Origin of the sequence: Corynebacterium sp. ACRPE (genome assembly GCF_022347435.1) — a bacterium.
Lineage (GTDB): Bacteria > Actinomycetota > Actinomycetes > Mycobacteriales > Mycobacteriaceae > Corynebacterium > Corynebacterium tuberculostearicum_D.
In genome coordinates this window covers 1-23,576 of record NZ_JAKRNA010000030.1, presented here as the reverse complement: position 1 = coordinate 23,576, position 23,576 = coordinate 1, and the positions used below count along the sequence as shown (strand labels likewise).

Genomic DNA, 23,576 nt, shown 5'->3' with positions numbered 1-23,576 from the left:
CGCCCAGCCCTCTACGACAACGCTATCGACACCGACTACACCCACTCAATCGGCATTCAAAAAGGCCAAATCTAACCCCCGCGACACGCCGAGCCAGACACACATTTTGACCCTTAACCCGAATTTTCCGCAAAAATTGCAGCTAGGCACCCCACATATGGGAAACGACGCGGTGCCCCTACAGCGCCGCGTCGTCCCTATTCCCTATCACTCACAACGGATTGGAGAAACCGTTCGCCTACCCCCTAAGTAGGCTTTGTGAGCAAGACCAACTGTAGCACTCGCACAATGCAAACGGTAACGCGAATCAAAATTCCCAGTTTCCACCAATGTTTCTTATTCTTAGGTGTGCTTTTTCAGACCTAATGAACCGTAGGTTTGAATTTTCCTGTGGATGGAGCCCACCACTTTGCACTCAGCCCAATGAGAGTGATGGCGAGCAATACCGCAACGCCGGTCCACAACACGGCCTGTTCGCCTTCGTTACCCGCCGCCGTGACGGCCGCGGTAGTCCAATTCAGCGGCAAAAGATTAGAAACAATCTGCCAAACCTTAGAAACACCGGCAATTGCCGCGGATTTCCATAGCCAACCCACCAGCGCGGTCTGGCCGATGCCAAACAGCGCCGCGAGGATGCTGCCGGCAGTAATACCGCATAGCCCGAGTAGGCCACGAGTGATGGCCGCCATGGACAGCGCGCCTAGAAGGAGCGCCGCGCCGGCCCACACCGCCGCCACAGGGGTAAATCCGGTGGCAAGCACAAAGAGGAGGATTTCCCCGATGGCGACCGCGGCTAGCGTGCCGCCGAGGACCGTCAACCATGGGCGGAATCCCACCTGCCAGGCCACACCGGCCGCGGCGCCTGCGAGCAGGACCAAAGCGGAGACCAGCATCGCCACAATAGGGCTGAGCAGATGTGCCGGGCCGTCGGTCGCGGTATGCACCGGCGGCAGGGCACGCTGAATTTCACCCACATTGGTCTGGTTTTGGGCCGCCATGGTGGAAAGCCTGCCGGCGCCGTCGTCAAGCTTGTCCACGCCCTCCTGCGCCTCACCAACGCGCTTGTTCAGCTCCGCAATTCCCTCGTTGAGCTCCTGCGCACCGGATACGGCCTGGTTCACGCCATCGTGATAGGCATAGCCGTTGACCGCCAACTGATTGGATAGATCGCGCGAGCCGTCCTTGAGCTTCTTGAGCTGGTCGGTCACTGAATTATCCAGGCGGAAATTATTCACCTGCGCACGGAGATCGCCCAGCTGCGAGCGAATTTCCTTCGCTTCCTTGGACTTATTGCCTTCCAGGTCGCGCATCGTGCCATCGATGGCCTGCAGAATCTGCCCTTGGACGGCACCGAGGCCCACCACCTGGTCCACGGCACCGCCAACGCCATTGGCCAGCTCCGTTGCACCGCCACCGAGCGTATTAGTTCCGGACTGCAGCTGATTGAGGCCGGCCACCAGTTCTTGGGAGCCCGTCGCCAGCTTGTCGACGCCCCCTCCGAGCTCATCCGCCCCCTTATTCAGCTCCCCTGTGCCGTCGTCAAGCTGCGTGGCGCCCGATTTAAGCATGCTCGCCTGTGCCTGCGCGCGGCTGGCCGCCTCGGCGGCTTCCTTCACCTCTGGCGAGGCGGAATTTTCCCGCGGCGCTCCAAATGGCTGCGCGGCGCTAGACCAGGTGTGGGCGGGTTCCCACTGCGCAAGGCCCGCCACCGCAGCGCCGATAATGAGCGGCAGGGCGAGCAGGAGGATCAAGAGGACGCTGCGCCACCGGGAGGGGGACGCAGCGTCTGGGGAGGCAAGGCGTGAGGTCATGGTAATGAACCTATCCTTGCAGGTCACTCCCCTGTTGCAGGCGCGCCGAACACCCCCGCATTGGCAGTTCCTCTACGATATATGGCATGTCCCACAATTATTCCCTATCCCCTTCCCGCTACCTCGCCGCTGCGGCCATCGCGCCGCTGTGCTTCAGCCTTGTTGCCTGCTCCAACGACGCCGATACCTCGGCAGAACCGGAGTTCTCCGACGCCACCGCCGCAAGCTCGTCGGCCGAGGAGACCTCGTCCGAAGAAACCACGAGCGAGCCCGCTACCTCGGAAGCCGCAGACACCGTCACCGAGACCGCAGCGGCCGAGCCCACTTCTGCGGAGGCAGCTCCCGCCGAGGACACCGCGGGATCCGCCGACGAAGTAAGTGAAGCTCCGGCCGCCGTACCCGCCGACACCGGCCGCGGCGACTGCTCCCCAGAAGCGCTACAGCCCGCAGCTCCCACCATGACCAATATCCGAGTCAATAACTGCGATGGCCAGTGGGCCCACTTTGGCAAAGACAGCACGGACTGGACTGCCTGGGCGCGCTATGAGGGCGGCCAGTGGGTAGCCATTGAATCCATTGGCGAGGCAACCTCCGGCATGGCCGCCCCGTGCTACGACGTGGATAAGTGGGCCGCCGAGGGCGCTCCCGCCTTTGTTACGGAAAAGATGCGCCGCTGCGACTAGCCACACAGCAAGAAACCGCCCCCGTACCGTGCAGTAAAGCAACTCGGTACGGGGGCGGCGTCGTTAGCGCACAAGCGCTGCCGGGAAAAGATTACTTCTTCTCGGCGTAGACCTCGCGCACGCGCTGGCCTAGGGCTGGGTGCACGTTGGTCCAGTATTCGTAGACGCGCTCCTCGGTCTCCTCGGATACGCCGGCCATCGCGTTGGTGATATTGGTGACCAGGCGCTCCTTGGCGGCATCGTCATAGACGTTCTCGTACAGGTCGCGCGCCTGCACGAAGTCATCGTCCTCGGCGTGGCGAACATACGGTGCACGCACCAAGTCGCTGCCGTGGGACTCCGGATTGATGTAGAGCTCTGCCGCGGTGGTGGTCTCGAGCTGGGAGCGGTCGTTTACAGCGGCGTCGTCAAGCACGCCCGTACCCTTGTCGTGGCGGTTGGGCGAGTAGACCGGATCCTCCGGAGCATTGAAGAGGAACTGCATGCTGCCCTCGTGCTCGTAGGTATTGACCTCGTTCACATTCTGCGGCTGGTTAACCGGCAGCTGCTTGTAATTCGCGCCGATGCGGTAACGCTGCTGGTCAGCGTAAGCAAAGGCGCGGGCCTGCAGCATCTTGTCTGGGGATAGGCCAACGCCCGGCACAATATTGGAAGGATCGAGCGCCACCTGCTCAATCTGGGCAAAGAAGTTGCGCGGGTTGCGGTTGAGTACAAAGTAGCCCACATCGTGCAGCGGGTAGTCCTTCTTGGACCAGACCTTGGTCAGGTCGAAGGGGTTAAAGCGGTAATTCTCCGCCTCATCCAGCGGCATGATCTGCACCTTAACGTCCCAGATCGGGTAGTTGCCCTCCTCGATGGCGTTGTAAAGATCCTCGCGGTGGCAATCCGGGTTCTGGCCGGCGGTGGTGGTGGCCTCCTCATCGGTGAAGTTCTCCACGCCCTGGCGGGACTTGAAGTGATACTTGACCCAGAAAGCCTCGCCTTCTTCATTGACCCACTGGAAGGTGTGGGAGCCGTAGCCATTCTGGTGGCGGGTGGACTTCGGGGTGCCGCGGTCACCCATCAGATAGGTGACTTGGTGTGCGGATTCCGGGTTGCGGGTCCAGAAATCCCACTGCATATCGGCATCGCGCAGGCCATTGGTGCCTAGGCGCTTCTGGGAGTGGATGAAGTCTGGGAACTTAATGCCATCGCGAATGAAGAAGACCGGGGTGTTATTGCCCACGATGTCGAGGTTGCCCTCCTCGGTGTAGAAGCGCAGGGCAAAGCCGTGCACATCGCGCCAGGTATCCGGGGAGCCCTGCTCGCCGGCCACGGTGGAAAAGCGGCCCATCATCGGGGTGACGGTGCCCTTCTGGAAGACCTTGGCCTTGGTGTAGGCAGAGACATCTTCCGTGATGTGCAGCTCACCAAAGGCACCGTGGCCCTTAGCGTGCGGCGTGCGCTCAGGCACGCGCTCGCGGTTGAAGTGCGCGAGCTTTTCAATGAGGTGGATATCATTGAGCGCCACCGGTCCCTGCTGGCCCGCGGTCACCGAGGTGTTTTCGGACGGCACCGGCTGGCCCGAGGGGCGGGTGGTATTTCCCTTGCCAGCGGGGCGCTGGCCCTTGTTCAGGATGTCATCAGCGGTAAATTCACTCATTTTTGCCTCCTGGCAATTCGCGGTCAGTTCTTCCCAGTGTGGCAAAACTTTGCACGGTTGTCAGGGCTCGCCAAAGAGAGTAAAGGGTGCTGGTAGATTCATTCAGGTGACTCACCACTCCGCAGCAGACGACGCCCGCGTCACCGACCTCGCTCTTCGGGCCGGTCGCGGCGACCGCGCGGCCCTGACGGAGTTTATCAAGGCCACCCAGGATGATGTGTGGCGCTTGCTGGCGCACCTGGGCGGGCCCGAGGGGGCCGACGATCTCACCCAGGAGACCTATCTGCGCGTCATCAGCGCCCTGCCGCGCTTTGCGGCGCGGTCCTCCGCCCGCACGTGGTTGCTGTCTTTGGCCCGGCGCGTGTGGGTGGACAATATTCGCCACGATATGGCCCGGCCGCGGAGATCTGCCACCGAGTACGAAGACGCGATGGGTGCGGCGCCGGAAGAATCCGCGGCGTGGAGCGAGTGGATCGACGCGCGTACGCTTATCGACGCCCTCCCGGCCGACCGCCGCGAAGCCCTCATCCTCACCCAGGTACTGGGCTATACCTATGAGGAGGCGGCCAAGATTGCCGGCGTGCGCGTGGGCACCATTCGCTCCCGCGTGGCGCGCGCCCGCAAGGATCTCATCGCGGGGACAGGTTAATACCCCCAAATAGCCCCCTGCGATTGCGGAGTTAATTTCACTCTCAAATTGTTACGCTCTGGTTACCTTGTATCCCGCGGGCCCCAGATATTGGCACTTAGCTGCACTTTACGCGCAATGAGTGGGGTGAACGAGGCCACAATGAGGGCGATTCTTGCCCGAAATATCTGTCCAATGTGTGGTTTATTAGTTGTGTACACACGTGATAAATCGACCGTCGATCCGGGCCCGCGCGATACCAATGCCGGGCCCGGCGCGTGTGAGTAAGAGAGTTTCTCCCTTTCATGTTAAAACGCGCAATCGGAATTTCCATGGCGTTTATCGGCGTCGTCGTGGGCGCAGGCTTCGCCTCCGGCCAGGAGGCCATGCAGTACTTCGTGGCCTTTGGTGACTGGGGCCTGTGGGGCATCGCCCTAGCCGCTGGTTTGATGATGATCACCGGCATCTCCATCCTGCAGCTCGGCTCGTACTTCCAGGCCGAGGAGCACACCGCTGTCTACGACAAGGTCGCATCGCCATTTACCGCCAAGATTTTGGACTGGTCCACCCTGGTGACCTTGTTCGCCATCGGCTTCGTCATGTTCGCCGGCGGTGGTTCGAATATCAATCAGCAGTTCCCGTCCGTCCCAGTATGGGTGGGCGCCACCGCCATGCTGATTTTGGTGCTGCTCGTCGGCCTGATGGATGTCGACCGCGTAACCGCAGTCATCGGTACCATCACCCCATTCATCATCATCTTCGTGGTCATTGCCACCGGCTATACCATCTTGAATGCGGACGTTGATTTCTCTGCCATGAATGACTGGGCGATCAACAATGTTGATACCTCGCTGCCTAATTGGTGGCTAGCCGCACTGAACTACACCGGCCTGAACGTGATGACGGCAGTATCCATGTCCATCGTTATCGGCGGTAACTTCCTGGATAACCGTGCAGTTGGCGTCGGTGGCCTCATCGGTGGCCTGCTCTATCTCATCCTGTTGGCACTGTTGGTATTCGCCCTCTTCTTCGAGGCAGAGACCGTCAACGGCCAGGACATGCCGGTACTGAGCCTGATTACCAGCATCCACCCAGTCTTGGGCGTGCTGATGACCTTTGTCATTTACGGCATGGTCTTTAATACCGCCATCGGCATGTTCTACGCGCTGGGCAAGCGCTTGACCCGCAATAACCCCAAGCGCTTCTACCCGGTTTATGCCGGCGCCTGCATCATCGGCTTCATCTTGTCCTTCGTAGGCTTCCAGGCCTTGGTCAGCAACGTCTACCCGATCCTGGGCTACCTCGGACTGCTGATGATCGTGGTGATGGTCTTTAACCGCATCAAGAACGGCAGCAAGCTCTCGGACGAGTCCGACCGCCGCATGCGCGCACACGAGCTGGTGTCTCGTCGTCTGGATCCGCGCAAGCGCTTTACCAAGAAGAACGAGCGCGAGCTGCGCAAGTTGGCTGCAGCGTCCAATATGGAAACCACCGAGTTCGTCACCAATATCGCAGAAGAGATCCACGAGGAGCTCGAAAATGATGATGATATTGAGTATGACCGCGAAGATCCGGAGCCGTCCGTGACCTACGTGCAGCACACCAAGCCGGAGGTTCCGTCGTCCACTAGCGACCTCGACTTTGGCAAGAAGGATTCCGCAGCTGGTAGCGCCAAGGGTACTGGTAACGGCACCGGAACTGCTAAGCCGGTCTCTGGGGACTAGCTCGTCTGCCCGTAGCGCAAAAGCGCGGCGGAGCACCGGTGTGGGCTTAGACGAGTAGCTCTGCAATCTGGATGGTGTTGAGAGCAGCACCCTTGCGGAGGTTATCGCCGGCGACAACGAGCACGAGGCCCTTGTTATCGTCCACCGTCTGGTCCTGGCGGATGCGGCCGACCAAGGACTCGTCGATGCCGGTGGCGGCGAGCGGAGTGGGGACGTCGGCAAGCGTAACGCCCGGAGCGCCGCCCAAAAGCTCGGTGGCCTGCTCTGGGGTGATGGGCTTATCGAACTCGGCGTGAATGGTCAGGGTGTGGCCGGTGAAGACCGGGATGCGCACGCAGGTGCCCGCTACCTTGAGTTCCGGAATGTCCAGGATCTTGCGGGATTCGTTGCGCAGCTTTTGTTCCTCGTCGGTCTCCAGGGAGCCATCATCAACGAGGTTTCCGGCCATCGGCAGGGCGTTATAGGCGATAGGTGCCACGTACGGCCCAAAGTCTTCGTCATCAATCGCGGAGCCGTCGTGGACCAATCCCACATTGTGCTCACCGACGGAATATACCTGCGCGGCCAGCGCCTGCACGCCGGCCAGACCGGAGCCAGACACCGCCTGGTAGGAGGACACGTGAAGCTTATTCAGGCCAGCGGCATCGTGGAGGACCTTCAGCACTGGCATGGCAGCCATGGTGGTGCAGTTCGGGTTCGCGATGATGCCCTTCGGGGTATTCTTGGCTGCCTCGGGGTTGACCTCGGAAACGATGACGGGAACCTCTGGGTCCTTGCGGTAGGCCGAGGAATTATCCACCACGGTCGCGCCGGCCGCGGCGAATACCGGGGCCCACTGCTTGGAGGTGGAGCCGCCGGCGGAGAACAAGGCAATATCGACGTCGGCAACGGATTGCTCGGTGACCTCAGCGAGGTCTTCTACGATAATCTGCTCGCCGCGGAATTCCAGTTCGGTGCCGGCGGAGCGAGACGAGGCAAAAAAGCGCACTTTATCCGCCGGGAAATTGCGTTCTTCCAAGATGGAGCGCATAACGCGGCCGACCTGGCCGGTAGCGCCTACGACTGCAACAGTGGTCATGACTTAAAAATCCTCTGTAGTTGCTTTTGGGTATTTAACGTCCGGTTCCAGCATAAACCGTGGCTTCTTCTTCGCCGCCAAGCTGGAACTTATCGTGCAGCGCACGAGCTGCCTTATCCAGGTCAGCCTCGCGGGTGAGCACGGAGATGCGGATTTCGGAGGTGGAGATGAGCTCCATATTGACATCGACGTCGCGCAGGGCCTCGGTAAACTCGGCGGTCACGCCCGGGTGGGACTTCATGCCGGCGCCGACGAGGGAGACCTTGCCCACCTGGTCGTCGTAAAGCACATTGGCCCAGCCGCCCTCGGACTTCAGCTTGGTCAACAGCTCCATGGCGCGCGGGCCGTCGGCACGCGGGCAGGTGAAGGTGATATCGGTGGTGCCATCCTCCAGGGAGGAGACGTTTTGCAAGACCATGTCGATATTGATCTCCGCATCGGCAATGACACGGAAAACCTTCGCTGCCTCCCCTGGGCGGTCCGGGATTCCAAGGACGGTGACCTTTGCCTCGGACTTATCGGTTGCTACACCAGTGAGTACTGCTTCTTCCACAGGAATATCCTCCATCGATCCGGTCACTAGGGTGCCGGGGTCATTTGAATAAGACGAGCGAACTCGCAAGGGTACATTGAACGCGCGGGCGTACTCTACGCTGCGCAGAACCAAAATCTTGGAACCTACCGCGGCCATCTCCAGCATCTCCTCAAAGGAGAGCTTGTCTAGCTTCTGCGCGTCCGGGACGATGCGCGGGTCTGCGGTATACACGCCATCGACATCGGAGTAAATCTCGCACACGTCCGCATTCAGCGCGGCCGCTAGCGCCACCGCGGTGGTATCGGAACCGCCGCGGCCCAGGGTGGTGACATCGCGCGATTCCTTATTAACTCCCTGGAATCCGGCGACGATGCAGATCTTGCCTTCATCCAGCGCTTCGGTCAGGCGGCCCGGGGTAACGTCCACGATGCGGGCATTGCCGTGGCGCTCGGTGGTGAGCACGCCGGCCTGGGAGCCGGTAAAGGACTGGGCATGGGCACCCAAGGATTCCACGGCCATGGCCACCAGCGCATTGGAGATGCGCTCGCCCGCGGTCAGCAGCATGTCCATTTCGCGCCGCGGTGGCACGGGGTTGACCTGGGCGGCAAGGTCAAGCAGCTCATCGGTGGTATCGCCCATGGCGGAGCACACCACAACGACGTCGTTGCCCTGCTTCTTGGTGGTCACGATGCGCTCCGCAACGGCGCGAATGCGGTCTGCGGATTCGAGGGATGAGCCGCCATATTTTTGCACGATCAGGGCCACGGTGAGGATGCCGCCTTTCGTCTTTCCAGGCATTTCCGGAGTGTGCGTTCGCGCGCGTCCAGAAATACCTGTCGGTCATTAGTCAAATACCCATGCTACCCCGCAGGGGTCTAGTCCTCATCATAATTCCTAGACAATGCTTGCTTTTTATTCACACGCCCGAGCGTAAAGCGCGCCATGCGCCGGCCGCCCCCCATGGAGAAAAACGCGCGCCATACAGCGCAGAATATGCATATAACAGGAATCTTTACTACCGTTGAGCGGGTGTTAAGCAACCTCCTCGCCATCTTTTTCGCGCTCGCATCCGCGCTGACGGTTGCTTGGGGCACAGTCATCCGCCACCGCATCGCCCTTGACGCCGATGATTCGGTCATGCGCGCCGCCATGTCTAACCCCTTGTGGTGGGTGGGCACCGCGGCCGCGATTGGCGCCTACGGCCTGCAGGTTATCGCGCTCGGCTTCGGCACCTTGCTGGTCGTCCAGCCCATCTTGGTGCTGTCCTTGATGTTTACCCTGCCGCTATCGGCGTGGTACTCCGGCCGCAAGATGCCCTTCCACGAAGTTTTCTGGTCCATTGCGCTGACCATCGCGGTGGGCATCATGGTCATCTACGGCCGACCGGTTGCCGGCAATCCCCGCCCAGAATGGAGCGATTGGTGGCCGGCGCTCCTCGTGGGGTTGACCACCCTCGCAATCCTCGGCGCGGCGGCCGCAAAGCTACCGGATCAGCGCCCCCTGGCATTGGGCACGGCCTGCGGCGTTATCTATGGCTTCGTCGCCCTGCTTTCTAAGGCCGTGGTGGATATTTTCACTCATGAAGGCCTCGCCACCCTATTGGCGAGCTGGCAGTTCTACGGCCTCATCGGCCTCGCGCTCACCGGCACGGTGGTACAGCAATATTCCTTCAACGCCGGCCCCCTGGCCCATTCCCTGCCGGCCATGACCATCTTTGAGCCCATCGTGGCCTTCGGCTTGGGATACATGGTCCTGGGAGAGAAATTCCTCATCGATACGGCCGTCGGTTGGGCAATTATGCTCATCGCCCTAACCGTCATGGTGCTGTCCACCATCGTGCTCTCCCGCAGCCCGGTGAGCCAGCGCGGTTAGATGGCCCACTCAAATACGCCGAGCATATAGGCCGAAAACCACGCGCCAAACAGGGCCCAGGCAATAACCGCCACGCTTGCCGACGCCCCCTTTTTCACCCACGGCAACAACACGATCACCGCCGGCAGGAGCAGCCGGGGCCGCGAGTGCATGATGCCATCAGAAAGCAGCACATTGGCCATAAGGACGGCGGAAAATAGCCAGGCTGCCAACGGCAGGCGACGCCATGCCAGCAGCAGGCATACCGGGGCAGCGATCATGACGCCGGCACTGAGCAGGTAGCCGCCATTGGTGGCCCCAGTCAGCGTCTCCCACAGCCACATAGCCGTGGCTTTGCCGCCATCAAAGCCGGAATTCCAATGTTCTTTCTGGATACCAAAATAACCGCCGACATCTTTCAAGTGGCTGCTCGACCACCACAAATAGCCCACCAGCGGCACGACGGAAAACGCCACCGCGGCCCAGGCTCGCCAGTCCTTTCGGGCCCGCAGCAGCACCATAAGGCCAAAGACCGCAACGAGGTCCACCGCGGTAAGGCGCACGAGCCCGGCCACAAAGATATACGCCGCGGCGGCCCACCAGCGCTCGCCCACCAGCGCCACTACCGCCCAGATAGCCAGTGCCCCGAAAAGCGCCTCGGTATACGGCATAGAAAACACGAGGGACATCGGCGCGCTGGTTACCACTACGGCGCTGAGCACCTGGGCCCACTTCCCCATGCCCATCTGCGCGGCCAGGGCCATCACCCCGGCGGCCAGCGCAATGCTAAAGAGCACGTTAAGCGCAATAGCGGTGCCGGCCTCGCCGGTTCCCAGGATGCCGCTTACCGCGCGCACCAGGAAGGGAAAGCCCGGGAAGAAGGCCATGGTCGTCTCATGGACCGGCCCATCCGTTGAGATATCCGCACCGAAGTAACCGCCGCGGGCGATTTCTACGTAGTGCTTGGCGTCCCACTTATTAAGCAGTCCCCAGAGCTTATCGTCCTGCACGGCGGCCACCGCCGCGAGCACGCCCACGCGCACTGCGGCTCCGATGAGCGCAACGAGCGCAGCAGGCGCCCACAAGTAGCGCAGTAAGGACGACGAGTTGGACACGGCATTGCGGGCGGTAGACACGAAAGGCATAGTACCGCACCGCCGTCGCGTCTCATTGAATGAAATCTCTTGCCACATAGTGAGAGAGCCTGTAGTGTGACCGATATGGCACAGCGGATTGACCTACTCCTTATCTGCCGCGGCGGGATTTCGGCCTAAATACTGGCCAGCGCCCCGTCGCGGAGTCCGGCTACCCAAGCCCAGCTGGCCGTCTCCCACAGACACCACAGACAAGGAAACCGCACCACCATGTCCCCCACTGACTCTTTTATCAGCGCCCCTCGCGATATCACCACCCCTAACGGCCCGCGCCGCGAAGGCCAGCCCATGTGGAATAAGCAGCGCGGCTCGGCCATGCCCCACGAGCGCTACCAACCCTTCGCCCTCGAGGTGGAAGACATCGACCTGGCGGACCGCACGTGGCCCAGCAAGAAGATCACGAACGCCCCACAGTGGTGCGCGGTGGATCTGCGCGATGGCAACCAAGCGCTGATTGATCCCATGAGCCCAGAGCGCAAACACCGCATGTTCGACCTGCTGGTCAAGATGGGCTACAAGGAAATCGAGGTCGGCTTCCCGTCCGCCTCCCAAACGGATTTCAACTTCGTCCGCGAAATCATCGAAGGCAATAAGATTCCCGATGACGTCACCATCCAGGTCCTAGTCCAAGCGCGCGAACGCCTCATCCGCCGCACCTTTGAGGCCTGCGAGGGCGCCAAGAACGTCATCGTGCACTTCTATAACTCCACCTCGAAGCTGCAGCGCCGTGTGGTCTTCCGCAAGGACAAGCCCGCCATCAAGAAGCTGGCTACCGACGCCGCCGCACTCATCAAATCCATCGCCGCGGACTACCCAGACACCACGTGGCGCTGGGAGTACTCCCCCGAATCCTTCACCGGCACCGAGCTAGACTACGCCCGCGAGGTCTGCAATGAAGTAGTAGAGATCATGGATCCCTCCCCTGATAACCCAATGATCATCAACCTGCCCTCCACCGTGGAGATGATCTCGCCCAATGTCTACGCCGATTCCATCGAGTGGATGCACCGCAATCTAGCCCGCCGCGAGGACATCGTGCTCTCCCTGCACCCGCATAATGACCGCGGCGAGGGAATCGCCGCCGCCGAGCTGGGCTTTATGGCCGGCGCGGACCGCATCGAAGGCTGCCTGTTTGGCAACGGCGAGCGCACCGGCAACGTCGATCTCGTCACTTTGGGCCTGAACATGCTCACCCAGGGCGTGGACCCGCAGATCGATTTTTCTGATCTGCCGCAGATTCGCGAAACCGTTGAATACTGCAACCAGCTGCGCGTGCCGGAGCGCCACCCCTATGGCGGCGAGTTGGTCTTTACCGCCTTTTCCGGTTCCCACCAAGACGCCATCAACAAGGGCTTGGATGCGCTGGCAACCACCATCCGCCCCGGCACGAACAATACCGAGGTCTCGTGGGAAGAACTGCGCGCAGCCATCTGGGAGGTTCCCTACCTGCCTATCGATCCGAAGGACGTGGGCCGCGACTACCAGGCGGTCATCCGCGTCAACTCCCAGTCCGGCAAGGGCGGCGTTGCCTACATCATGAAGACCGACCACGGCATCAATATGCCGCGCGCCATGCAAGCGGAATTTTCCACCGTGGTGCAAGAAATCACCGACTCCGAGGGCGGCGAGGTCAATTCCAAGAATATGTGGGACATCTTCGCCACCGAATTCCTTGATCGCGAGACCCCGCTGGCTGTGGAGGCCTTCCACATGGACAACTCCCCGGCCGCTGACGGTGACGTCGCCGTGACCGCCACGGTTGCCTTCCGCGGGGAAAAATCCACCGTCTCCGGCACCGGCAACGGCCCCATCGCGGCGTATGCCAACGCGCTGGAATCCCTGGGCATCGACTTCGAGGTCATGGAATACTCCCAGCAGTCCCGCTCCGCCGGCGACGACGCCGAGGCCGCCTGCTATATCGCTGCCGACGTCAACCAAAGCAAGGTGTGGGGCGCCGGAATCGCCGGATCCACCACGCGGGCTTCCATTAACGCGATTAACTCCGCCGTCAACCGCGCCCTGTCCTAAGCCCGCTCGCCGGCGCCGCACACCAGCGCCGCGCCCCGGCGTGGTAGAAGGGTGGGTATGCCTTCTTCTACCTACCTCATTCCGCACCGCGGCTTAGGCGCCGTGCAGGCCCTGCCCGTCTATGGTGCGCAGACGAAGGAAAACCAGGAATTCACCGTCACCTTGGCGCCCCGCCAGGACGGTGGCCTGGAGGTGCGCACCGACTCCCTCATCGGGCACATCACCAGCGCAGACCGCGCCGAATACCCCGAGATAGATCTGCTCTTTCGCGCCGGGCTCACCCCTGCGGCCACCGCCGCGCCGCAGCCCGATGGATCCCTATCCCTGCTGTTGCCTCGGCCGGGCCTCTGCCTGCCGGCCAATAACCCGCCAGCCGGCCCGTGGACAATGCTGGGCTATGCCCCGCCCATCAACATCACCGACCTGCCCGCGGATTTGGATATCCCCGCCCAGGCCCGCATGCACGTGTTGGTTACGCTCTCCCCCAGCACCACCGGTTCCGGCGCCGATGCTTATTTGGGCCCGCAGTGGGTGGGGCGGCTGGAAGGGGTGGACGTCGCCAAGCAGGGCATAACCCTAGCCCACGCCTACCATGCGCCGCGCAGCACTGGCCGGGTGCTCAGCATCTATGCGGGAGCGCCGCTGCCGGATTCAAAGGAAGCCTCGCTTGCCGACGCCACCCCTACCTCCCCCGCCGCCACCGAAACCTTCGAAACCACGAGCTTCCGCGCCGTCAACGTCGATGACTCCGCACCGCGCCGTCAGTGGCGGCCTGCCCTCATTGCCCTACTGATGATTGCAGCGCTTATCGCCGTACTTATTTTCATCCTGTAGAAACTTTTGCTCAGGACAACGCCCCTTATTCACCGGCAGGGGAAATTGGAAATGGCCCAAGTCAACGCCTAAAATGCAGTGTTACTATTCCCCCGTATCGAAAGACCCCAATGACTTCGCTGGATTCCGCCACCTACGTGGTCCCCGACCACGGTTTTGGCGTGATCCATAATCTGCCCGTCGGGGATGTTCCGCCAGAAGTTTTCAGCGAATTGCTCGAGTCCACCGCCGCGGAAGGCGGTTACTTCTCCGCGGAGCTCGGTCCCCGCACCGCCCAGGAAGGCTTCGCGGTGTGGATCGGCGATTCTCTCCTTGGCCGCCTCAGCGCCGCCGACTCCCAGGCCTACGCCCTCTTTGACTGGATTCTCAGCGCCGGCCTACGCCCGCACACCACCGCCCATGTGAGCATGACGGACGCCTCCGGCAAAGAATGGCCCACGCTCAACCTGCTCCTGCCGGCACCGCACCTGTGCATCCCCGCCAATAACCCGCCGGCGCAGCGCTGGACCATGCTGCCCGGCGAGACCACCGCCACGATGACGGAATTTTCCAAGGACGTCACCGGCTTTCCGCAAACCGACGAGCACTATCTCGTCTCTTTGCACACCCGCGGTTTCCTGCGTCGAAATACCGTTGATGTCTATGTCAATAGCACCTTCTTAGGCTCCCTCCCGCGAGACGCCGCCCGCGAGATTGCCCCCGCCGTCTTCGACTGCACCAAGACCGGCCGCCTCGCCATTGCCCACGGCTACTTCCACTACAACGCCGATGACCGCCCCGCGCTGACCATCTACGCGCACAACGCCGCCAATAAGCACCACGCCGGCCTAGTTTTGGGCGTTGTCGCCGGTGGTGCCGCCGTCATGTCCGCAGCCACCGCAGCCCGCGCACAGGCCGCATCCGCTGTTCCCGGCGGCACTACTGCCGGTGCCACCACCGCCGGCGCTTCCGCAACCAGCGGTTTCAGTGTCACCTCTGCAGCCGGTGCTGCTGGCGCTTCCGGTGCCGTGACCTCGAACCTGCTGGCCGCAGCCGGCGTCGCCGTGCTCGTTGGTGGCGGTGCCACCGTGGCCACCAACCTACTGAGCGACGACGAAGCCCTTTCGGACTCCAACGCGCATTCCACCGCTCCTGCTCCGGAAGGCAACCATTCTTCCCACTTCGACGGCAATGGCCCCAAGCGCCCCGCGCACCCCGCCACGCCGCGCATCTACGATGCCGGCCCCACCAGCGGTACCTCGGCTCCGCCCCCGCTTGCCGACGCCCCCTCCTCTCCAACACCGCACCACCACACCTACCCTTCGCAGAGCACGAAAAAGCCCAGCGCGACGCACTCTCGTCACGCTGACCGTGCCCAGACCCACGCCCCTGCCTCCGACAACCGACGTGGCCACCACAGCGAACCCCGCGGCGGCCACCACGGCGAGGATTCCCAGTCAATTTCCCGCGCCGCCTCCGCCGCGGCTGCTGCCGCCATGGCCGCAGCCAATGACGTCGCCTCGGCCCCGGCCCCAGCCCCAGCACCGTCTCAGACCACGCCTGCCGCGACGCCATCCTCCAGCTCAGAACCCGCACCCCAGGTAGCGGCGGCCAAGACGCCGACCGCAACCTCCTCGTCCTCCCAGTCTGCAGAGCCTTCCCAGACCACGGAGTCTACGAAGAGCACGACATCTGCGGAGCCGTCCTCTGCGGCATCCTCGCCTGCCAAGCCGTCCGATCTGCCGACCTCAAGCACATCTACCTCGGAAAAGACAACTTCCGAGAAAACGACGACTGAAACCACCACCGCAGCCTCGACGGAAAAGCAGACCGCAGAGCCTTCCAGCTCCGCCACCAGTTCTGCCACGAGCGAGCCAACGTCTGAGCCGACCCAGGCTGCAGACTCGTCTACGTCTACCTCTGCGTCCTCTACGTCCACTTCGGCACAGCCCGAGCCCGAATCTTCAGAGCCTGCGTCCTCGGATTCAAAGCCCTCGGAGTCGACCGCACCTACGACGACGTCTCCGTTGCTGACCTCGGAGTCCGAGCCCGAGCCTAAGCCGGCGCCGGTTACCACCGCGCCAAGCACCACTATCGCAGGTTCCGAGCTCGAGCCGACGCCAGAGCCGGAGACTACTGCTCCTACGACGACGATCCCTGGCTCAGAAATCGACCCCACCCCCGAACCAGAGATCCCTGTAGAGCTCGAACCGGCGCTGCCTATGCCGTACCGCAGCGCACCGGATGGACCGGAGATGCCGCTGGTACCGTCCGAGCCGGAAGAGCCGGAAGAACCGGAGGAACCGGCAGAACCGGCAGAGCCCGCAGAGCCGGAGGAACCGGGGCGACCTGAGGAGCCCGAGGAGCCAACGACTCCGCCGAAGGTCATTGTCATCGTCGTCGAAAATTAAGCGGCGCGTCCTGTCCCCCTGCACGAAATGCGGGATACTACACTGAGTTTAATGAACAACACACCTGGCCCCTCCCCGCAGCACACGCCGGCGTCGGCCCCAGCGCCGTCGCCCGCGACGGTGGCTTCGCGCCACGCGGCCAGGTCCACAGCACCCAAACCGGGCGCAGAACAGCGACGCACTCGGCCGCGCCGCGCGGTGCGACCGTCCGGCGAACCAGACGCCGCAAAACCCAAGCCAAAACCGAAGCCGAAGCCGCACCCACCAGCCCATCACGAGCGACCTGCCGCGCCGGAGGCAGCTAACAAGAAGCCGCAGCAGCCGCAGCAGGCCGAATCATCCACCGATGCGGCCGACTACCCCTACGTGGCGCTGACCCTACAGACCACCGGCATCCATCCCAGCACCGGGCGCATCGTGACTATCGACGCCGTTGCTTTCAACGACGCCGGCGAACACGGCCAGCTCTTCCACGCCGTCCTCAAGCCCGATATCGACGCCGGACCGCGCCACCTCCACGGGCTGAGCACCACCGATATTGAGCAGGCACCAGCTTTTGGCAAGATCCTTAAATCGCTGGACAAGCTTATCGACGGCCGCACGCTCATCGTCCACGATCTCCCCTATACCTGGGGATTTATCGTTGCCGAGGCCCGCCGCGCCATGATGGCCGCCGCGCGCCAAAACCGGGCGCGCAACCGCGGCCGCAACAAGGGCCGCCGGCGCCGCCAAAAGGTCGGACACGTCCCCACGCCGGTGCGCATTATCGATACCTTGGCCACCTCCTATGCGCAGCAGGTGCGGTCGAATGATGTGCGGTTGGGGGGCGTCGCCAAGCAGAGCGGCCTGGACGCCACGCCGAAAGCCTCGGTGGAGCGCGCCGGCCGGCCCGAGCCAGAAACCTCCCGCGAGGACACCGAGCTGCTCATCGCGCTCTACCGCCAGCAAGAAGGCGGCACGGTGCGCAGCTATGCGCCGGATGACGTGCGCGCCGATCGCTTCGGCCTGCAACGCTCCCACGTGCGCGTCGACGCCGCCGAGGCCCCCGTCCAGCACCACAACCCCGGCAAGTACGAGCCGGGCAAGGAGCTGCGCCGCGGCATGGAAATCGTGGTCGCACCGGAAATCCTCGAGGACCCAGACACCATCATCGCCGCGCTCATGCGCGAGGAGCTCAATTATTCGGAAAAGCTTACCCGCGAGTCCTCGCTGGTGGTCTGCAATGTCACCACGGATCTGGTGGGCAAGCCCATGCATGCCCACCGCAAGGGCATTCCGCTGATGTCGGATGCGGCGTTTCTTGACGCCCTCACGCGCATCGAAGACGCCGAGCCCGAACCCGAATCCGCTAAGCCTGCGCCGCGGGCCCAACGCTCGCCGCAGAACAACAAAAAGGGCGGCGGCAAGAACAACAAGCGCCGCCGGCGCCGCGGCGGCCGCGGTGGTCGCGGCAGGGGCCGACGAAATTCTGGCGGCTCGGCGGCGAAAAGGAACGACTAGGCCGCCCGCCCGACTACCCTAGGGGACATGAGTTTTAGAGTCCCGGGTGCGTTGAAGAAGTTGCGCACCACCACCGCCACTACCGCCGCGAAGCTGGCCACCACCGCTTCCCGCGCCACCGGCCGTGGCGCCGGCGGAATGATCGGTGGTCTAATCGCCAATGCCATTGACCCTTCCATCATGACCAACCTGGGCGGTGGGCGCCCGGCCGTGCTGGTTACCGGCACCAACGGCAAGTCCACCACCACCCGCATGTTGGCCGCCGCGGTCCGCGCCGAGCACACCGTAGCCACCAACGACGGCGGCGACAACATGGACGCCGGCATCATCTCCGCGCTTATGGCCGGCAAAGACGCCTCGCACCTAGTCCTCGAGGTAGACGAGCTCCACGTGCCCCACGTGGCCGATAACCTCAACCCGCAGGCCCTAGTCCTGCTCAACCTCACCCGCGACCAGCTGGACCGCGTGGGCGAAATCAACAAGATTGAGCGCGCCCTGCGAGGCGCCGTGGAGGCTCACCCGGACATGCTCGTCATCGCCAATTGCGACGACGTGCTCATGACCTCCGTGGCCTATGACGCCAAGAATGTCATCTGGGTCTCGGCCGGCGCCGGCTGGCTCGGCGATTCCGTCACCTGCCCCCGCACCGGCGGGCACGTCGTGCGCACCGAGGATGACTGGTACGCCGTTAAGCCGCTTGCCGACGGCCGCGAATTCCGCCGGCCGCAGCCTACCTGGGGCGTCGATAAGCATGGCATCATCACCCCGACCGCCAAGCGCCCGCTGAACCTGGCGCTGCCCGGCCGCGCGAACCGGGGCAACGCCGCCCAAGCCATCGCCGCGGCCGTGCAGGGCTTCGGTGTGGACCTCGATAAGGCCATTGCGGCCGCTGAGGGCATCGACGATGTCGCCGGCCGATACTCCACCATCCACTGGAAGGGCCGCGAAATTCGCTTGCTGCTGGCCAAGAACCCTGCCGGCTGGCAAGAAGCCCTGTCCATGGTGGACCGCAGCGCCGATGGCCTGGTCATCGCCACCAACGGCCAGGTGGCCGATGGCATCGACATGTCCTGGCTCTGGGACGTGAAATTCGAAGGCTTCAATGGCTTAAGCGTCAAGGCCGCCGGCGAGCGCGGCACCGACCTGGCCGTGCGCCTGGTCTACGCCGATATCTCCCACGAGCTCATCCCGGACCCAATGGACGCGCTCGCCGCCTGCCCGGAGGGCCGCATCGAGGTCCTCGCCAACTACACCGCCTTCCGCGATTTGAAGAAGGCGCTTTCCAAGGAGGCCACCAATGCTTAATATCGGCCTAGTGCTTCCCGACGTCCTCGGTACCTACGGCGACGACGGCAACGCCCTCGTCCTGCGCCAGCGCGCCCGCATGCGCGGCTTCGAGGCGGAGATTCACCCCATCCGCTTGGGCGAGCCCGTGCCCGAGACGCTGGATATCTACACCCTCGGCGGCGGCGAAGATACCGCGCAGATCCTGGCTGCGGACCACCTGATTTCCGATGGCGGCCTTACCCGCGCCGCTAACGCCGGCCGCCCCGTCTTTGCCATTTGCGCCGGCCTGCAGGTCCTAGGCGAATCCTTCCGCGCCTCCGGCCGCATTATCGACGGCGTCGGGCTGCTCGACGCCACCACGGCCGGCATGCAGGACCGCGCCATCGGCGAAGTAGCCTCCGAGCCCACCCGCGCCGGTGTTACCGCGGACCTCACCGAGCCGCTGACCGGTTTTGAAAACCACCTAGGCGCCACCATCCTCGGCCCCTCCGCGCAGCCGCTCGGCACGCTCACCCGCGGCAATGGCAATGCCGACCAAGCCGCCACCGCCGATCTCAGCGACGGCTCCGCCCAGCGCACCTACGAAGGCGCCGTCCAAGGCAGCGTCATCGCCACCTATATGCACGGCCCGGCGCTGGCCCGAAACCCGCAGCTGGCGGATCTCCTCCTCGCCCAGGCCATGGGCGTGGCCCTCGCGGACCTCGAGCCGATTGAGATTCCGGCCGTCGACCGCCTGCGCGTCGAACGTTTCAACGCCTCCGAGCCCCCGCGCTCCCAAAGATAGGCTCAAACCTGTGGATAACTTCGCCCGGCGGCCGCGAAACCCCCGAGTTATCCACAGGCTCGGCCGCTTCCCCTTGTAGCGGCTTGCCCCCGCCCATAGGCTGCGGGGCATGACGTTATTGGAGCAGCTGGGCGACATCGCTAAGCGCGGCGTGGAACTTCTCGAAGAGGCCCACGCCGCCTCCAGCCTGCCCCTGCCCGCGGACCAAGCGCGCACCGTGCGCCGCACCGCCGCGGCCTTCCTCTCGCCCACCAGCCACTCGCGCTACCAATCCCGCGCCCTGGCCGCCGCGCGCCGCAACCAACACAGCCTGGAGACCCTCGCGCTCATCGCCCGCCGCTCGCGCGGCATTTCTGACCCCACCAAGCGCTGGCAATTCCGCGAGAAGCTGTGCGCCACCGCCGGCACCACCGCGCAGGTCTCGCGCGCGGCGACCCGGCTGCTGCGCGAAATCAACCCGCCGCCCGAGCGCGAAGACGGCGGCCGCCGCATCATGCACGGCGAGAAAACTACCCTGAGTTTCACCGGCCCCGCCGCGCAGATGGCCGATATCTGGGCCGCCGCCAAATCCGACCCGCTGGCCTGGCTCACCGGTTCCCGCGCCGCCGCGCCCGCGACCGTGACCACTAATGTCATCATCGAGCTGCCGGATTACCTGAAAATCCTGGCCGGCGACGGCGATGACATCCGCCTCGCCATGACCAATGGCGCGACCATCACCGGCGCCGAACTCATCCGCCGCACCCTAGCCGGCGCCGGCCTTTTCACGCTCATCCACCCCGAGCGCGGCCCCGTCAATCTCTACCGCACCCGGCAGGCCTCCGCGAAGCAGCGCCGCATGCTCGAGGCCGAAGGCGCCCGCTGCGCCTGGTCCGCTTGCCGACGCCCCGCCTCCGAATGCCAAGCCCACCACCTCATCGAATACTCCCGCGGCGGCCTCACCCACCCCGAAAACATGACGCTGCTGTGCCCGTATCACAACTCCATCAACGGCCTGCCGGGCCGCGGCCGCATGGCCCGCGTCAACGGCCGAATCGCCTGGCTTCCGCCCGCCAGCCGGCACAACGCTTCGCCTAGCAGCCCGCATAGCAGCATGCATAGCGGCCACAGCGGTATACACAGCAACGCGGAGAGCGGGGTGGCCAGCAGAGCGCACGGCCCGCCGGTATTCACCGGCCGCGCGCGAACCGGGCCCACGGCCGCCGTCCCCTAGCCCGCGCTTGCGGATTCCCCGCGTTAAATGGTCAGGCGGCCAGAAAGCGCGCGGGACAAGGTGAGTTCGTCCACGAACTCCAGATCGCCTCCGAGCGGCATGCCGGAGGCCAATCTGGTGATCTTCAAATCAGGGAAGTCGCGCAGCAACCGCACCAGGTATGCGGCGGTGGCCTCGCCCTCCGTATTGGGGTCGGTGGCGAGGATGACTTCGTGGATGGTGGGGGTGGCGTCGTAAAGCGGGGCTTCAGGGGTGGAATCCGCCAGCTCGCGGTCCGGCAGCACGCCGCCCAGGCGCTGCAGCAGCGTGGAAATATTCAAATCGCGCGGGCCCACATTCGCTAGCGGATCCAGCGCGCCACCCAAGACGTGGTAGCGGCCCTCATACTCTCCGGTGCGCTCGATGACCTGGATATCCTTCGGCTCTTCCACCACGCATATGGTCGAGGCGTCGCGCTGCGAATTAATGCAGATGCGGCAGACATCCTCGCGGGAAATATTGCAGCAGATGCGGCAGAAGGTCACGCCGTCGCGCACCGCGCCCAGCGCGTTCTGCAGCCGCTCGATGTCCTCGGGCTCCATGTGCAAAACGTGAAACGCGATGCGCTGCGCCGACTTCGGGCCGATGCCCGGCAGGCGCGAAAACTCGTCGATGAGGTCTTGCAGAGGTCCTTCAAACATCAATTACTCCCAAAATCAGCAAAAGGCCGCGGCCCCAACGCGGGGCAACGGCCTTTTATCGTATCGTGCGGGCTACTGGTTGCCGCCGAAGACATCCTCAAAAGACGGGCCACCCTGGCCTCCCATGCCCTGGGACAGCGGGCCGATCTTCTCCTGTGCCAGGCGGCCGGCCGCAGCGTGGGCCTCCTTGAACGCGCCCATGACCAGGTCCTGCAGGGTGTCGACGTCCTCTGGGTCCACGACGGACTTATCGATCTGCAGGTCCACGAGCTCGGCGCCGCCGGTCATGGTCACCTTAACCAGGCCGTTGCCTGCCTGGCCCTCGACGTTGGTGGCGAGGATTTCTTCCTGCGCTTTCTGCAGATCCGCCTGCACCTGCGCGGCCTGCGCGATGAGGTCGTTCATGTCATTTGCCTGCTGCATTGGGTCTTGGTCAGCCATGTCGTTTCCTTTCTAAATCAACTGTAAATTTCGCTACTGCCCGAGTGTACCGTGCTTGCCGGTTAGGCACGCCGCGCGCCCAGCTCGCGCTCCAGCAGTTCCATAGCTACCTCGGTAGCGCTGCGATGATCCATCTCGCCGGTCGACTGCGCGGCCTCCATCATGTCCCGCTCTTCGTCATCGCGGGTATAGGCCGGCGGCTCCTCGGGCGGAGCGGCAAAGTCCGGCTCAGGCTCGGGCGGCAGCGGCACGCCGTTACTAAACTGCGATTCATCGCGTTGCTTGGCAGCCTGCGTCGCCCGTGCGATGCGTGAGCGCCACCCGGGGACGCTTTCCGGCTTACTCTCCGCCTCCTGGTCGTCGGCAGGCTCGCGCGCCGGCTGATTCGGCGTCCACGCTTCCTTGCGCTGCGGCGGCCGCGGGGCATCGAAACCGGCGGTCTTCGGGTCGGTGCCCACCACACAGGTCACGGCCACATCGCGCTGGAACTCCTCCTTGAGCACCTCCACGATGACCGCGTTATTGGCGGGCGCGTTGATGCGCTCGGCCAGCGCGCCGGTGGTGTGCCCCAGCGTCAGGGTGCCATCGCGGAAGCCAAGCACGCGGGCTTCAGCCAGCATGATTTCGGCCACCTTATTCCGCTTTCCGACGCTCCCCCTCAACGCCACCCATTTCTCCCTCACGGCCTCTGCGAAGTCACCCGCCGGCTCCTCCGCCGCCTGCGGCTGCGCCATTTCCGACGCCTTCTCTGCGCCAGACTCCGCCCCAGATTCCGGCTTGGTTTCCTGGACAGATTCCTCTGCACGGGCCGGCACGGGCTTCTCCAGTGGCTCGCGCTGCTCCTCCTGGGCCGGCCTTGAGTGCGGTGCCTCGCTCTGTGCTGGCTGCGCCGGCTGCGCCGATTGCTGCTCGGGCACGTCCGCTTGCGGGATTTGCCGCTCACGCTGCCACGGGTCTCCAGCCTCTTGCTGTTGCGGTTGCGGCTGCGACTCTTGGTTCTGAGGCTTCTGCGTGCGTTGCGCCTCGGCGGCCGCCGGCTGCTCGGGTTGCGCCTTCGGTTGCGATTCCGGTTGGGACGGGGCCTGCGGCTGCGGCTGCGGCTGAGCGGCCGGTGCTGAGGTTGGAGCAGAAGACGGGGCAGAAGCCTGCTGCTCCTGGGACTTGGCGCGGCGGCGAGCGATGATGGCAGCAGCGGCGGACTGGGGGTCTTGAGCACTGGCGACGGCAGAGTTGGCCGCGGGAGCACCGCCCGGGGTCGCAGGGCCAGCCGGCGCGGGCGAGACCGCGGCAGCATTGGCAGCGGGGGCGGGAGC

Annotated in this window: 18 protein-coding genes and 1 pseudogene; 11 read left to right on the top strand and 8 right to left on the bottom strand. The window is 63.8% G+C overall.

What is annotated here, in order from left to right:
- Positions 1–362: 362 nt before the first annotated feature.
- Complete coding sequence (locus tag MHY13_RS11015) at positions 363–1,811, bottom strand: hypothetical protein (protein ID WP_239283125.1); 1,449 nt, start codon at positions 1,809–1,811, stop codon at positions 363–365.
- Positions 1,812–1,897: 86 nt separating this feature from the next.
- Between MHY13_RS11015 and MHY13_RS11010 the strand changes: the two genes are divergently transcribed.
- The gene (locus MHY13_RS11010) at positions 1,898–2,494 is read left to right on the top strand and encodes a hypothetical protein (protein ID WP_239283124.1); all 597 of its coding nucleotides are present in this window, start codon (positions 1,898–1,900) and stop codon (positions 2,492–2,494) included.
- A gap of 91 nt (positions 2,495–2,585) precedes the next feature.
- Here MHY13_RS11010 and MHY13_RS11005 read toward each other — a convergent pair whose 3' ends face one another.
- Positions 2,586–4,136 (bottom strand): catalase, encoded by a 1,551-nt coding sequence (locus MHY13_RS11005; RefSeq protein ID WP_204610449.1) that lies wholly within the window; start codon positions 4,134–4,136, stop codon positions 2,586–2,588.
- A gap of 106 nt (positions 4,137–4,242) precedes the next feature.
- Between MHY13_RS11005 and MHY13_RS11000 the strand changes: the two genes are divergently transcribed.
- Positions 4,243–4,785: an RNA polymerase sigma factor gene (locus MHY13_RS11000; RefSeq protein ID WP_239283123.1), complete on the top strand. Its 543-nt coding sequence runs from the start codon at positions 4,243–4,245 to the stop codon at positions 4,783–4,785.
- Positions 4,786–5,069: 284 nt separating this feature from the next.
- On the top strand, positions 5,070–6,488 hold the full coding sequence (locus MHY13_RS10995) for a hypothetical protein (RefSeq protein WP_239283122.1): 1,419 nt from the start codon (positions 5,070–5,072) through the stop codon (positions 6,486–6,488).
- A 46-nt stretch (positions 6,489–6,534) separates the two neighbouring features.
- Here the strand turns inward: MHY13_RS10995 and MHY13_RS10990 are convergent, their stop codons facing one another.
- The gene (locus tag MHY13_RS10990; protein WP_239283121.1) at positions 6,535–7,566 is read right to left on the bottom strand and encodes an aspartate-semialdehyde dehydrogenase; all 1,032 of its coding nucleotides are present in this window, start codon (positions 7,564–7,566) and stop codon (positions 6,535–6,537) included.
- A 34-nt stretch (positions 7,567–7,600) separates the two neighbouring features.
- A complete protein-coding gene (locus MHY13_RS10985; RefSeq protein ID WP_239283126.1) occupies positions 7,601–8,866 on the bottom strand; it encodes an aspartate kinase in 1,266 nt (421 codons plus the stop codon).
- A gap of 228 nt (positions 8,867–9,094) precedes the next feature.
- Between MHY13_RS10985 and MHY13_RS10980 the strand changes: the two genes are divergently transcribed.
- A complete protein-coding gene (locus tag MHY13_RS10980; RefSeq protein ID WP_239283120.1) occupies positions 9,095–9,973 on the top strand; it encodes a DMT family transporter in 879 nt (292 codons plus the stop codon).
- Here the strand turns inward: MHY13_RS10980 and MHY13_RS10975 are convergent.
- Positions 9,970–11,097, bottom strand: a complete 1,128-nt coding sequence (locus MHY13_RS10975) for a mannosyltransferase family protein (RefSeq protein WP_239283119.1) — start codon at positions 11,095–11,097, stop codon at positions 9,970–9,972. The two genes, MHY13_RS10980 and MHY13_RS10975, sit on opposite strands and share 4 nt — an antisense overlap.
- A gap of 219 nt (positions 11,098–11,316) precedes the next feature.
- On the opposite strand from MHY13_RS10975, the gene leuA reads away from it, so the two are divergent.
- The 7 genes from leuA (at position 11,317) to MHY13_RS10940 (ending at position 21,142) form a co-directional block, all read left to right on the top strand.
- The gene (leuA, locus tag MHY13_RS10970) at positions 11,317–13,134 is read left to right on the top strand and encodes a 2-isopropylmalate synthase (protein ID WP_239283118.1); all 1,818 of its coding nucleotides are present in this window, start codon (positions 11,317–11,319) and stop codon (positions 13,132–13,134) included.
- 57 nt (positions 13,135–13,191) lie between these two features.
- Positions 13,192–13,968, top strand: coding sequence for a hypothetical protein (locus tag MHY13_RS10965; protein WP_239283117.1), 777 nt, complete (start codon positions 13,192–13,194; stop codon positions 13,966–13,968).
- Positions 13,969–14,078: 110 nt separating this feature from the next.
- The gene (locus tag MHY13_RS10960; protein ID WP_239283116.1) at positions 14,079–16,358 is read left to right on the top strand and encodes a hypothetical protein; all 2,280 of its coding nucleotides are present in this window, start codon (positions 14,079–14,081) and stop codon (positions 16,356–16,358) included.
- Positions 16,359–16,556: 198 nt separating this feature from the next.
- The gene (locus MHY13_RS10955; RefSeq protein ID WP_367398081.1) at positions 16,557–17,858 is read left to right on the top strand and encodes a DNA polymerase III subunit epsilon; all 1,302 of its coding nucleotides are present in this window, start codon (positions 16,557–16,559) and stop codon (positions 17,856–17,858) included.
- A 27-nt stretch (positions 17,859–17,885) separates the two neighbouring features.
- On the top strand, positions 17,886–19,163 hold the full coding sequence (locus MHY13_RS10950; RefSeq protein WP_005323158.1) for a MurT ligase domain-containing protein: 1,278 nt from the start codon (positions 17,886–17,888) through the stop codon (positions 19,161–19,163).
- Entirely contained in the window at positions 19,156–19,929 is a 774-nt protein-coding gene (locus MHY13_RS10945) for a type 1 glutamine amidotransferase (RefSeq protein ID WP_239194355.1), read from the top strand. Before MHY13_RS10950 ends, MHY13_RS10945 begins: the two co-directional genes overlap by 8 nt.
- A gap of 109 nt (positions 19,930–20,038) precedes the next feature.
- Positions 20,039–21,142, top strand: a complete 1,104-nt coding sequence (locus tag MHY13_RS10940) for an HNH endonuclease signature motif containing protein (protein ID WP_239283114.1) — start codon at positions 20,039–20,041, stop codon at positions 21,140–21,142.
- Between the two features lie 23 nt (positions 21,143–21,165).
- Here MHY13_RS10940 and recR read toward each other — a convergent pair whose 3' ends face one another.
- The 3 genes and pseudogenes from recR to MHY13_RS10925 all read right to left on the bottom strand — a co-directional run.
- Entirely contained in the window at positions 21,166–21,822 is a 657-nt protein-coding gene (gene recR / locus MHY13_RS10935) for a recombination mediator RecR (RefSeq protein WP_005323161.1), read from the bottom strand.
- A gap of 72 nt (positions 21,823–21,894) precedes the next feature.
- Entirely contained in the window at positions 21,895–22,263 is a 369-nt protein-coding gene (locus MHY13_RS10930; protein WP_005327377.1) for a YbaB/EbfC family nucleoid-associated protein, read from the bottom strand.
- A 62-nt stretch (positions 22,264–22,325) separates the two neighbouring features.
- Positions 22,326–23,576: pseudogene (locus tag MHY13_RS10925) on the bottom strand (DNA polymerase III subunit gamma/tau); the annotation flags it as partial.